General features: G+C 65.6%; 13 protein-coding genes. 9 read left to right on the top strand and 4 right to left on the bottom strand.

What is annotated here, in order from left to right:
- The 8 genes from phnE (at position 1) to AC1RNC_RS14400 (ending at position 6,904) form a co-directional block, all read left to right on the top strand.
- The gene (gene phnE / locus AC1RNC_RS14435; RefSeq protein WP_492887072.1) at positions 1-849 is read left to right on the top strand and encodes a phosphonate ABC transporter, permease protein PhnE; all 849 of its coding nucleotides are present in this window, start codon (positions 1-3) and stop codon (positions 847-849) included.
- Between the two features lie 59 nt (positions 850-908).
- The gene (locus AC1RNC_RS14430; RefSeq protein ID WP_492887071.1) at positions 909-1,130 is read left to right on the top strand and encodes a hypothetical protein; all 222 of its coding nucleotides are present in this window, start codon (positions 909-911) and stop codon (positions 1,128-1,130) included.
- A gap of 146 nt (positions 1,131-1,276) precedes the next feature.
- Complete coding sequence (locus AC1RNC_RS14425; protein WP_492887070.1) at positions 1,277-2,536, top strand: OprO/OprP family phosphate-selective porin; 1,260 nt, start codon at positions 1,277-1,279, stop codon at positions 2,534-2,536.
- 72 nt (positions 2,537-2,608) lie between these two features.
- Entirely contained in the window at positions 2,609-3,652 is a 1,044-nt protein-coding gene (locus tag AC1RNC_RS14420) for a substrate-binding domain-containing protein (protein ID WP_492887069.1), read from the top strand.
- Between the two features lie 144 nt (positions 3,653-3,796).
- On the top strand, positions 3,797-5,107 hold the full coding sequence (locus tag AC1RNC_RS14415; protein WP_492887068.1) for a hemolysin family protein: 1,311 nt from the start codon (positions 3,797-3,799) through the stop codon (positions 5,105-5,107).
- A gap of 33 nt (positions 5,108-5,140) precedes the next feature.
- The gene (locus AC1RNC_RS14410) at positions 5,141-5,764 is read left to right on the top strand and encodes a DsbA family protein (RefSeq protein ID WP_492887067.1); all 624 of its coding nucleotides are present in this window, start codon (positions 5,141-5,143) and stop codon (positions 5,762-5,764) included.
- Positions 5,765-5,774: 10 nt separating this feature from the next.
- Complete coding sequence (locus AC1RNC_RS14405; protein ID WP_492887226.1) at positions 5,775-6,227, top strand: hypothetical protein; 453 nt, start codon at positions 5,775-5,777, stop codon at positions 6,225-6,227.
- Positions 6,224-6,904 (top strand): HTTM domain-containing protein, encoded by a 681-nt coding sequence (locus AC1RNC_RS14400; RefSeq protein WP_492887066.1) that lies wholly within the window; start codon positions 6,224-6,226, stop codon positions 6,902-6,904. The genes AC1RNC_RS14405 and AC1RNC_RS14400 overlap by 4 nt, the downstream gene beginning before the upstream one ends.
- On the opposite strand, the gene AC1RNC_RS14395 is transcribed toward AC1RNC_RS14400, so the two are convergent.
- Together AC1RNC_RS14395 and AC1RNC_RS14390 are read right to left on the bottom strand one after the other, a co-directional pair.
- Entirely contained in the window at positions 6,901-7,992 is a 1,092-nt protein-coding gene (locus AC1RNC_RS14395) for a glycosyltransferase family 4 protein (protein WP_492836587.1), read from the bottom strand. The two genes, AC1RNC_RS14400 and AC1RNC_RS14395, sit on opposite strands and share 4 nt — an antisense overlap.
- Positions 7,992-8,834: a UDP-2,3-diacylglucosamine diphosphatase gene (locus AC1RNC_RS14390; protein WP_492836589.1), complete on the bottom strand. Its 843-nt coding sequence runs from the start codon at positions 8,832-8,834 to the stop codon at positions 7,992-7,994. Before AC1RNC_RS14390 ends, AC1RNC_RS14395 begins: the two co-directional genes overlap by 1 nt.
- A gap of 294 nt (positions 8,835-9,128) precedes the next feature.
- Between AC1RNC_RS14390 and AC1RNC_RS14385 the strand changes: the two genes are divergently transcribed.
- A complete protein-coding gene (locus tag AC1RNC_RS14385) occupies positions 9,129-9,758 on the top strand; it encodes a TetR/AcrR family transcriptional regulator (RefSeq protein ID WP_492836591.1) in 630 nt (209 codons plus the stop codon).
- A 129-nt stretch (positions 9,759-9,887) separates the two neighbouring features.
- Here the strand turns inward: AC1RNC_RS14385 and AC1RNC_RS14380 are convergent, their stop codons facing one another.
- The gene (locus AC1RNC_RS14380; RefSeq protein ID WP_492887065.1) at positions 9,888-10,526 is read right to left on the bottom strand and encodes a DUF4276 family protein; all 639 of its coding nucleotides are present in this window, start codon (positions 10,524-10,526) and stop codon (positions 9,888-9,890) included.
- Complete coding sequence (locus tag AC1RNC_RS14375; RefSeq protein WP_492887064.1) at positions 10,526-11,776, bottom strand: AAA family ATPase; 1,251 nt, start codon at positions 11,774-11,776, stop codon at positions 10,526-10,528. Before AC1RNC_RS14375 ends, AC1RNC_RS14380 begins: the two co-directional genes overlap by 1 nt.
- Positions 11,777-12,380: the final 604 nt, after the last annotated feature.

The following is a 12,380-nucleotide window of genomic DNA, read 5'->3' as shown; positions in this document are numbered from 1 at the left end:
ATGAGCGACGCCGCTATCAGCGCGCCCCATCCGAGTGCAGGCGGCATCCCGGCGCCGCCCAAGCGCTCGGCCTCGGCCATGGCCTTCGACACCCTGCTATGGGGCGGGGTGATCCTGCTGCTGATCGTCAGCTTCAAGCCGGCCGAGATCGACAAGTTCCCGCAGCTGTTCACCGACACCGAGCGGACCAGCGCCTTCGCCAAGCTGTTCTTCAAGCCGTTCACCGATCCCAAGCTCTTCATGTCGATGGAGTGGGGCCTGTTCATCGGCAAGATGTGGCAGACCATCCAGATGGCGCTGTGGGGCACGGCCCTGGCGATCGTCGCGGCCATCCCGCTGGGCCTCCTGGGCGCGCGCAACATCGCCCCGGTCTGGATCCAGCAGCCGGTTCGTCGCCTGCTGGACCTGATCCGCTCGATCCCCGACCTGGTCGTGGCCCTGATCTTCATCACCGCCGTGGGCCTGGGGCCGTTCGCCGGCGTGATGTCGATCATGTTCAACACCGGCGGCGTGCTGGCCAAGCTGTTCGCCGAGGCCGTCGAGTCGATCGACAAGGCCCCGGTCGAGGGCGTGCGCGCCACGGGCGCGGTGAAGCTGCAGGAGATCGTCTGGGGCGTGATCCCTCAGGTGGCGCCGCTGTGGACCAGCTATGCCCTGTACCGCTTTGAATCGAGCGCCCGCGCGGCCACCGTGCTGGGCATCATCGGCGCGGGCGGCATCGGCCAGATCCTGTTCGACTCGATCAACGCCTTCCAGTTCGACCAGACCGGCTGCATCGTGCTGGTCATCGTCGTGGCGGTGTCGATCATCGACCTGCTGTCGCAAGTGATCCGTACGCGGCTGCTGTAGAGCCTGTCCTGCTTCAAGGAACAGGCCAAGAAATCGGCGGGCGCGCCGTTCACCAACCAGTGGAACGCCTGGTCCAGAACGTCGCCGTGAAGGGCGACAGCAGCTTCATCGTCAACGACGCCCTGACCCTGGCCGACATCACGAAGGGCGGCTCAGCGACGAGCCGCCCTTCCGAACGCCCCGAAGAAGCAGGCCGGATCCGGCTTTTCAGGCCGCGCCCGCTTCGTTGGTGGACGGATCTTCCTCTTTGTTCCCGTGATTTCGCCATGTTGCTGAGGTGACACAGTTTAACAATTGAACAACAGTTGTTGCGTCGCTGTCACAAATCGGCGGCGGAACTGTCATGTGGCCCCGGTAAGCCCGCGATTGTCCTGATCCCGTCCTTCATCGGGCGAGAGAGCAAGGGCACTTCAAGGGGAAAATCACAATGAGCATCAAGACCTCGCTGGTCGCCGGTTCGGCGCTGGGCGTCGCGCTTGCTCTGAGCCCGGGCGTCGCGGCCCAAGCCCAGGATATGGCTTACAAGTGGAGCGGCGCTCCGCAATTCTCGAACGACGACACGATGTTCAAGTTTCGCGGTCGCATCCTGCTCGACTACGTCAACCAGGACGTCAGCCGTGATGGCCCCGGCGGCGATTACAAGACCAGCAACTGGCGCGGTCGTCAGGTGTTCCTGGGCGTCGAAGGCAAGCTGAACAACTACTTCGCCTACAAGGCCGAAGGCGGCTGGGTGAACGGCGGCGCGGCCTCGTGGGACGACGTCGTCATCGAGTACAAGCCGAGCGAACAAGTTTCGCTGCTGTTCGGCAACATCAAGGCCGCCGGTCTCGAAAACCTGACCTCGACCCGCTTCACCACCTTCATGGACCGTGGTCCCTACGGTGACTTCGGCGTCGACAGCTACCTGCTCAGCGCGGTCGCCAAGTACCAGGGCTTCAACTATTCGGCCACGTTCGCCGTCCAAGGCAACAGCATCAATTCCAGCGACGTCGCGATCGCCGGCGCCGACAGCAAGGAGCGCTTCGGCCTGACGGCGCGCGGTCACTTCGCCCCGATCAACACCGACACCGACAAGCTGCACGTCGCCCTGTCGTATCGCTACCGCAACCGCGGCGACGAGAACGCCTTCGCCTATACGGGCCGCACGACGACCGCCTACAGCAACGGCGCCACGTTCTACACCACGGGCGGCATCGGTAACCGTGACAAGACCCTGGCCGTCGAGGGCATGTACATCCACGGTCCGTTCTCGGTCCAGGGCGAGTATTCGAACATCGACGTCACCCGCGTGGGCGGCGCCGCGGTCGGCAAGGATCCGAAGGTGAAGGTGGGCTATGCCTTCGTCAGCTTCTGGCCGACCGGTGAGATGCGCAACTACGACGCCGCCGCCGGTGAAGTGAAGCGTCCGAAGATCCTGAACCCGGTCACGGCCGGCGGCACGGGCGGCCTGGAACTGGCCGTGCGCTACGACTACGCCGACCTGAGCGACGCCTACGACACCCTGAACGTCAAGCCGGCCGTGTCGCAAGCCGGCAAGTACACGGGCTGGACCCTGGGCGTGAACTACTACCCGGTCTCGTACGTCCGCTTCCAGGCCAACTACACCGACGGCAAGTCGGACAACATCGGCCTGAACCAGGACTACGACGTGAAGCAGTTCCAGCTGCGCGCTCAGCTGGACTTCTAAGACCGACCTGTTCGCGGGCGGATCCTCCCGGGTCCGCCCGATCTCCTTGCTTCATTCCTTTAGGAACTGACCATGAAGAAGCTCCTGTCCTGCGCGGCCGCCGCCGTCGCCCTGTCGGGTCTGGCCGCCGCGCCCGCCCACGCCGCCCGCGACTATGTGTGGGCCGCCGGCTCCTCGACCGTGTTCCCGTTCGCCACCCGCGCCGCCGAGAACTACGCCAAGAAGTCGGGCAAGAAGGCTCCGAAGATCGAAAGCCTCGGCACCGGCGGCGGCATCAAGCTGTTCTGCTCGGGCAACGGCGAAGGCTTCCCGGACATCGCCAACGCCTCGCGTCCGATGAAGAAGGCCGAGTTCGACGCCTGCGCCGCCAAGGGCGTCAAGGACATCATCGCGATCAAGATCGGCTTCGACGGCATCGTCGTCGCCACCGACAAGGACGGCGCCGACTACAACTTCAAGACCGAGAACCTCTACATGGGTCTCTCGAAGCTCGTCTATAAGAACGGCCAGTTCATCCCGAACCCGAACAAGAACTGGGATGACGTGGCCGGCGGCCTGCCGGGCAACCGCATCCAGGTGTACGGCCCGCCGCCGACCTCGGGCACCCGCGACGCCTTCGTCGAGCTGGCCATCGAGGCCGGCGCCCGCAAGTATCCGACCCTGGACGCGATCCGCTCGGACAACGAGAAGAAGTTCAAGGCCCAGGTCGACCCGCTGCGTAACGACGGCTGGATCGACGCCGGCGAGAACGACAACGCCATCGTCGGCACCCTGACCAAGACCCCGGGCTCGCTGGGCGTCTTCGGCTGGTCGTACCTCGAAGAGAACATGGACAAGATCAAGGGCGCCAGCGTCAACGGCGTGCGTCCCTCGGCCCAGACCATCTCGGACGGCTCGTATCCGCTGTCGCGCACCCTGTTCATCTACGTGAAGAAGGCCAATATCGGCGTCACCCCGGGCCTGGAAGACTTCCTGAAGGAGTTCACCTCGGACGCCGCGACGGGCCGTGGCGGCTATCTGCAAGGCCGTGGTCTGATCCCGCTGCCTCCGGGCCAGCACGATGCCCAGAAGGCCATCGTGGCCAACAAGACCACGATGAACCGTCCGGCTTCGTAAGCGGGCAGTTGGTCACTTAGACCGAGCTAGACGCCGCGGCTCTATGGGCCGCGGCGTTTTTCTTTGTATAGTGGACCGCGCCGGGCCTCCCCATGCCCGCGCCGCGGTCGCCGTCCGGGCCCGCGTCCTTGACCCTGCAGGGCCATGATCCTCGTCGCGCTCGCCGTCGTCTTCCTCCTCGTTCTGTTGAACGGGGTCTTTTCCATGTCCGAACTGGCCGTCGTCTCGGCCCGCAAGGCGCGTCTGCAAGGCTTCGCCGAGCGGGGGGATCGGGGCGCGAAGCTGGCCCTGGAGATGGCCGAGCACCCCACGCGGTTCCTGTCGGCCGTCCAGGTCGGCATCACCCTGATCGGCATCTTCGCCGGCGCCTACGGCCAGGCCACCATCGCCAGCGCGCTGGACCACTGGCTGGAAGGCTTCCCGCCGATCGCCAAATATTCAGAAGGCTTGGCCACCACGGTCGTGGTCATCGGCCTGACCTATGTGTCGGTGATCCTGGGCGAACTGGTGCCCAAGCGTCTGGCCCTGATGTTCCCGGACGTGATCGCCCGCCGCATGTCGCCGTTCCTGGCCATCGTGGCCATGGTGCTGCGCCCGTTCGTGACCCTGCTGACCGTGTCCACGGCCGCCGTGCTGAAGCTGATGGGCGTGCGCGACGAGCGCAACAACGGCGTCACCACCGAGGAGATGGAAGCCGTCCTGGCCGAGGGCGCCGACGCCGGCCTGATCGAGCCCGAGGAGCGGGCGATGATCAATGAGGTGCTGCGCCTGGGCGACCGCCCCGTCCGCGTGGCCATGACCCCGCGCCGCGACCTGTTCTGGGTGTCGCTGGCCGACAGCCCCGAGCAGGTGCTGACCGAGATCCGCGCCAGCGCCCACTCGCGCATCCTGGTGGCCACCGACGACGATCTCGACGGCGGGGTCGGCGTGGTGCTGAAGAAGGACCTGCTGGACGCCTGCCTGTCGAACGAACCCCTCGACCTCAAGGCCCACGTCCAGCAGCCGATCGCCATCCCGGAAACCATGTCGCTGCTCAAGGCCCTGGCGGTCTTCAAGCAGACCAGCCTGCACATGGCCCTGGTCGTCGACGAGTTCGGCTCGCTGCAGGGCGCGATCACGCCCCTGGACCTGCTGGAAATGATCGCCGGCGACTTCCCCGAGGACCACGAGGACGACGAGAAGCGCTTCATCCGTCGCGAGGACGGCAGCTGGCTGATCGACGCCCGTCTCGACATCCAGGAGCTGAACGATCACCTGGGCGAGAACTTCGAGGCCGAGGGCGGCTACCACACCGTGGCCGGCCTGATCCTGGACCGCCTGGGCCGCCTGCCGGTCGAGGGCGAACATGTCGAACTCGGCGCCTTCGACCTGGAGATCGTCGACATGGACGGCTCGCGGATCGACAAGGTCATCCTCAAGCACACCAAGCGCAAGAAGGACGGGCTGGAGGGGTAGGTCGGCCGACCGACCGTTTCCCCGGAGTTACCTATGCTTTTCCGTCACGCCATCGCCTTGGCCGCCGCTCTCGTCGCTTTCGCCTTTTCCGCGCCGGCCGGCGCCGCCGAGTACGGGTTCAAGGACCTCCTGCGCGAGCCGGGCGCGCCGCGCGCCGGGGCGACGGATCCGGACGTCATCATCGTGATGTATGCCGACTACAACTGCGGCTACTGCAAGCGCATGGAGCCGGTGCTGGCCAACGCCCTGAAGGCGGACCGGCGCCTGGCCGTGGTCCACAAGGAATGGCCCATCTTCGGCGACGTGTCCGAACACGCGGCGCGCGTGGCGCTGGCGGCGACCTATCAAGGCCGGTACGACGCGGTGCATCGGGCCTTCATGCTCTCGCCCACGCGGCTGAGCGACAAGGACATGGTCGACACCGTCGCCAAGCAGGCCGGCGTCGACTGGGCCAGGCTCACAAGCGACCTGAAGGCCCACGGCCGCGACATCGACGCCATCCTGACGCGCAATGAACGCGAGGCCGCCCTGCTGACGCTTCAAGGCACGCCGGGCCTGGTGATAAACGGCTATCTGATCCGCGGCGCCCTGTCGGAGGAACAGTTGAAGGACCTGCTCCAGAAGATCCGCGCGGCACAGCCGCGCCCCGCGGGCTAGGAGCCCGACGATCCCGATCCTGCCTGATCCCCTCAAGCTCCTGCTCCCCGCCCTGATCCCGTCGTGGAACTTCTTCGACGTGATCGCGCCGGCGCCGCGCGTCGAATACGCCCTGCTGGCCTCGCCCGGCGATGCGACCGGCGTCTGGCGCGCGTTCCGGCCCCGGCCCGAGCACGTGTCGCTGGCGACCATGCTCAAGCGCCTGGTCTGGAACCCGCGCTGGAACCAGACCCTGTTCGTGATGAGCTGCGCCGAGCGCCTGGCCGAGGACCGCACGCCCGCCCATAGCGAGGACGAACTGTTCAAGCGCATCGCCGCCGACCTGGCCGTCGAGCCCCAGGATCCCGCGCGGCCGTGGCTGTGCTTCCGCCTGGTCTTCGTCAGCCGCGAGGGCGAGGCGCTGACCGAGGAGGTCATGGTCCAACCCGCGCCGCGCCTTCTTCAGGACATCGCGATCCGATGAGCCTTGAAGCCGCCGTCCGCCTGACCGAGATCCTGCTGGCGCTGGCCCTGATCCAGCAGAGCCTCGAGCACCTGCGCGGCCTGCCCGGCGAGCGGCCGCTGTTCGCCGTCCGGATCCTGCTTTGCGTCCTCGTGGCCGGCGGGATCGCCGCGCCCTGGCCGCTGGTCGGGCTGGCGTTGGTGTCGCTGCTGATCCTTCACCGCTTCCAGGGGCCCTATAATGGCGGCAGCGACCGCATGGGCCTGCTGGCGCTGTGGTGCCTGGTCCTGACCCGCCTGCTGCCCACGCCGGCCCTCAAGGAGCTGTCGTTCGGCTATCTCGGGGCGCAGCTGATGCTCAGCTACTTCATCTCGGGCGGGGTCAAGATCGTCAATCCCGACTGGCGCTCGGGCCGGGCGCTGCGCGACGTTTTTCAGTTTTCCGCATATCCGGTCTCCCAGAATCTGCGCCGCTTCGCCGAGCGGCCCCAGCTGCTGCGGGTCATGTCCTGGGCGGTGATGGGCTTCGAGCTGGCCTTCCCGCTGACCCTGCTGTGGAAGCCGGCCCTGGTCGCCGGCCTGGCGGTCGCGGCGACCTTCCACCTGGCCAATGCCTGCCTGTTCGGCCTCAACCGGTTCTTCTGGACCTGGCTGGCGACCTATCCGGCCATCCTGTGGCTGCAGGGACGGTTGTTCTAGGCGGCCGTCTTCTTGCGCAGCCGCGCCAGGCGCCGCAGCCGCCGCCAGAAGCGGGTCTTCTCCGGCTCCGGATAGGGCTGCAGGTTGCGGAAGAACTCCTCGGCGCACGAGCGCCACGAGAACTTCTCGGCGAACTTGCGGACCACCGCGCGGTCCAGGTCCAGGCAGGCCAGGCAGGCTTCCTTGAGGCCGTCGGTCTGGCCGGGGGCCAGCACGCCGGCGTTGGAGCCGGGGATGATGTCGACCGGACCCGGGGCCGAGAACGCCGCCACCGGCACGCCGGCGGCCATGGCCTCCAGGATCACCAGGCCGAAGGTGTCGGTCAGGGACGGGAAGCAGAACACGTCCGCCCCGCCGAAATAGCGGGCCAGCTCGTCGCCGAACTTGGCGCCCAGGAACTTCACCTCGGGATATTTCTCGGCCAGCTCCTCGCGCTGCGGGCCGTCGCCGATGACGACCTTGGTGCCCGGCAGGTCCAGGCTGGCGAAGGCCTCGATGTTCTTCTCGACGGCGACGCGGCCGACATTGAGGAAGATCGGGCGCGGCAGGCCCTCGAACGGGTCGGGATCGCCCTCGACGCGCGGCTTGAAGATGTCGGTGTCCACCCCGCGCGACCAGGGCGAGAGGTTGCGGAAGCCGTGCTTGGCCAGCTCGTCGCGCATGGTCGGCGTGGCCACCATCAGGCGGCCCGACGGCTTGTGGAACCAGCGCATATAGGTGTAGCCGGCCGCCAGCGGCAGCGGCAGGCGGGCCGAGACATATTCCGGGAACTTGGTGTGGTAGCTGGTCGTGAACGGCAGCTTCCACTCCAGGCAGATGCGGCGCGCGGCCAGGCCGATCGGACCCTCGGTGGCGATGTGGATCGCCTCGGGCTCGAACTGCTTGAAGCGCTCCTGCACCGGCTCGTAGGCGCCGATCGCCAGCTTGATCTCGGGATAGGTCGGCAGCGGGAAGGTCGGGAACTGTTCGGGGCTGACGACGTCGACCTCGTGGCCCATCAGGCGCAGTTCCTCGACCACCCGGGTCAGGGTCCGGACCACCCCGTTGACTTGAGGCTCCCAGGCGTCGGTCGCAAGCAGAATTCGCATCAGGCGGCGGCGGGCTCCGGCAACGGCTCGTCGGCGGCTTCAGCGGCTTGAGGCGCGATCGAACGGGCGCGGTCGATCACCGACCACGAGCGCAGCTTGGCCCATTCCAGGATCTCGAGATGGCCGTCCGCGTGCTCGGCCAGGGCCGTGCAGCTTTCGACCCAGTCGCCGTCATTGATGTAGCGGACGCCGTCGATGTCACGCATCTCGGCCTTGTGGATGTGACCACAGATCACGCCGTCCACCCCCCGACGTCGCGCTTCGTCGGCCACGGCGGCCTCGAAGTTCTCGATGAACTGCAACGCGTTCTTCACCTTGACCTTCAGAAACGCCGACAGACTCCAATAGCCGAACCCCAGGCGACGCCGCAGGCGATTCACCAGAGTGTTCAGCATGAGGATGGTTCTATAGGACCAATCCCCGAGGAAGGCGAGCCACTTGGCGTGCTGGACGATGCCGTCGAACTCGTCGCCGTGGACAACCAGATAGCGTTTGCCGTCGGCGGCCTCGTGGATCACGTCGCGGGCCACGATCACCCCGCCGAAGTGGACGCCGCAGAAATCGCGGATCCGGTCGTCGTGATTGCCGGGGACGTAGATCACCTCCGTCCCCTTTCGCGCCATGCGCAGGATCTTCTGGACCACGTCGTTGTGGGCCTGGGGCCAGTACCAGCCGCTGCGCAGCTTCCAGCCGTCGATGATGTCGCCGACCAGATACAGCTTGTCGCACTCGACATGGCGGATGAAGTCCAGCAGCAGCTCGGCCTGGCACCCGCGCGTGCCCAGGTGCAGATCGCTGATGAAGATGGAGCGGTAGCGGCGAACGGCGACGTCGGCGCTCATGGTCGAACCCCCGTGTGGCGCCGCGAGATCACTCCGTCCCCGGATCGGAAGATGGCGGCCAACGGCAGGCGATTAAGCTGATTGCATGTCGCTTTGATGAAATGGGGCCGCGGCGGATTTACCGCGCGTTAAGGCGCCGCGCCCTCGCGGCGGTCCGCCGTCTGCCCGCGAAATGCGCAGTTTCGACGTCATTGTCAAAATTCTGGACCGATAAGCAATCCCTTTCGCCGCTTGGGGTTGCTTGAGGGCGGCAAGCCTGTTGCGGTGCAGCATCGCGGCGACTAGATCACCGGCATGGACGCCGCCCGCCTCGCCAAGGACACGCCGAAATCCCAGAAGACCCGCGCGCGGATTCTGGACCAGGCGATGCGCCTGATCGCCGAGATCGGCTACCACGCCGCCACCAACCCGGTGATCGCCGACGCCGCCGGCCTGACGCGCGGGGCGATGCTCTATCACTTCCCGACCCGCGAGGCCCTGGTCGAGGCCGCCGTGGCCCACATCCAGGCCGAGCGTTCGACCCTGTTCCGCGCCGCCGCCGAGAACCTGCCCGCCGGGGCCGACGTCACCGAGCACGCGATCGACAGCTACTGGGACCTGCTGCACAGCGTGCCGTTCCTGGCCTTCGGCGAGCTGGAGGACGCCGGCCGCACCGACCCGGCCATCCACGCCCTGCTGGCGCCCGCCCAGGCCGAGTTCGACCGCGCCCAGGCCGGCGACCACTTCCTGAAGATCCTCCATGCCGGCGCCGGCCCCCGCTTCCAGGCCAGCCGCGACCTGGCGCGCTTCATGCTGGAGGGCCTGGCCCGCACGACCCTGACCTACGACAAGGACGGCCGGAAGGAGCGCCTGCTGATGCTGATCAAGCGGGCCACGCACATGCTGAACCGCAAGGGCGATGTGCAGGATTTGTGGCCGGAGTAGGGGGCTGAAGCGGCCCTCGGTTCGCCGCCATGAACTCGACATAGGCCCCCCTGGGAGAGGGCGGCGGTGATATGGCCTGGGTCTAATGGTCTTGCCTCTCGTCAGAAGGCAATCGTACGGTGGCGGGGTTTAGATCGGGTCAGGTTGCAGAGGCGGGGAAACTGCCTCGAGCAGCGTCCCGTAGAAACTGGCGAAACTTGGGGAACGACATTCCGAAGGATCGAATTGCTCTCCAACCGATTGCGCCGCTTCCACTTTGCGCAGTCCGCCCCGAAAATATCCGGCCTTCTGTAAAACTCTTTCAAAGGCCTCCCAGGTTCCACCGCCAATTTCATCGCTGAGGCGAAAGGAAGCCTTCTGCGGAACGTTGGTTGGCGCGTTTGGATACGCCCGCATGACGCTGCTCCAGGCCCCAAAATACCAAGCTTCCAGTTCCTCAACTACCACCCGATTGGCGACCCGCCAACGGACCGGTCCGGCTGTCGTCCGAGTAGACATCCCGGCGGAGCGCGCTACCGCCTCCAACTTCGCCTTCAGCGCCCGGCAGTCCGCGCTGTCTCTATCGATTAGAACGATGATCCGAGCATAGTCGGGCAACCAACGGGCGTAGCCTCTCAATCGCCTCTCGAGGTTAGCCAGGAGGTCAGTCTTGCCTTGAAAGGCGTGGATCGTGAAGGTCGCCCGGCCCTCCAAGAGCCTAGGCAGCCACGCAGCGAGGAATGCTTCGGCGGAAGGTTCCTCAACGAGGATCTCAAGATGACCCGCCATCAGGGTTTGGCGAGTTGGAATGTCGGAGCCCCCTGATTTGTGAGGGGGTCGCCGACACCGAAATGGCCCTCCAGCCACAGCTGCCCTAGCAAACCGCCCTCGTCCACGAAGGCATTAATACCGGGGATTTCGGAGGCCGTTGCAACCTGCGTGTACCCGTCCTCGTCCCGGTAAAGCGCACGTACTTCCCTTGCCTGAAGGGCATTGAGGAAGAATGGAGAATGCGTCGTCACCAATAGCTGACCTCTTCCCGCAGCGGCGCGGCACTCTTCCGCCAATCCGTATAACAGGCGCGGATGCAAGAAATTCTCAGGTTCCTCGATCCCGATAAACGGTGGAGGCTGAGGATCATAGAGTAGCACCAAGTAAGCCAACATTTTCAGTGTGCCATCCGAGGCGAACCTAGCGAGGATGGGGTTGTCGAAGGGCGCATCCTTGATCGTGAGAAGTAGGCGCCCGTCCGGCATAGCCTCGGCCAAGACGCGCTCTATCCGTGGCACGCGGCGCCGTAGGATCTTGAAGATTTCTTCCAAACGAGTTGGGTGCTGCTCGCTTAGGTACTGGATTACATTGGCGAGGTTATCGCCATTGCGGGACAAACGCTCCTGAGGTCCAGCCTCGGGCTGACCTCGCGTGTTATCGACTGAGAAATAGGACACGTACCAGCCAGTTATGAACTGACGCAGCGCGGCGACACGCGGATGCTCGGCGAATTGGCCTAGAGCATTTACGGCGATAAGGTCTGGGGCGCTCAGCGGAAAATCGACGCGACTATCCTGTTCGTCCGGCTTGTCACCGCTGACCGCGCGTCCGATCCCTTCGCGGTAATTGAGGAAACGGAACGGCTGGCCATGGCTGCCCCGCTTCCAGCGGAGCCACTCTTCCACGACCACTGGCGAGCCATTTTTCTCATCGACGGCGAGATGATACGTGATGAGCGGGTATCCAGGCTCCCTGTACTTGATCTCGATGACGATCGGCCCCTCGCTGCCGCGCGTTTTCAGTTCTCTCGCACGCCCGCGGCGGTCCCACGCTCGCCGCAAACCAGTGTCGAAACACTCCGAAAGGAAAGCGAAAACATCGAAGAATGTCGACTTGCCGCTGCCGTTGGGCCCTAGCAACACTGTTAGGGGGGTTATATTTTTCAGCTCGATTTTGCGGAGCGCTCGGAAGTTTTCGACGCGCAAATATTCGATACGCGCGGTGGGACGCGACGCCGTAACTTTTTTTGTCGTTGGTTCGGTGGGCATACGATGCACGATACGTCAAAGGGTAGCCTGACCTTAATGGAGGTCAACTAATCTTGCTACGATTGAACGGCTGAAGCTGTGGTCATCCGGAGCGGGCAGGGCGTTTCGCCGGACGTTGTGCAACGCATCGTTGGAGCCGACGACTGCTGCCGACCGGGCGAAGCCATCAAACTCCGCCTTTCTGGGGCCGTGCGGTGCCTCAAAGCTGAACGCCTCCGCGTCGGGAGCCCGCCTTCAATCTCTTGGAGGCTGCAGCGTGCAGGGCTGTCCAGGTCAGTCAAGGCTCGCCTCCGGCGACCGCGCGCGGCGACGCGGAGCGTCGGCCTTGAGTGACCTGGACAGCCCTGCGATCGTCTCGCCGTGAGATGTAAGGCGGGCGCTCTTCCGGGGCGGAAGGCGGCTTGGACGGGAAGAGAGCGCGCACCGGAAACCCTCTCTCATGGAGAGAGGGAGGGGCCCGCGCCGCAGGCGTGGGAGGGTGAGTGGGTAGGCGAAGCCCATGGACGATCCTGGCGCTGTTGCGGACGATGTGCCGGCACGCCGGTTGGCGGTGTAACCACTCACCCTCCCATCGCGGCGCGATGGGCCCCTCCCTCTCTCTAAG

This window comes from Caulobacter sp. GW822-FHT01G02, from assembly GCF_058802865.1.
Note: the sequence above shows the minus strand (reverse complement) of the source record. Positions and strands in the feature narration are given on the sequence as shown.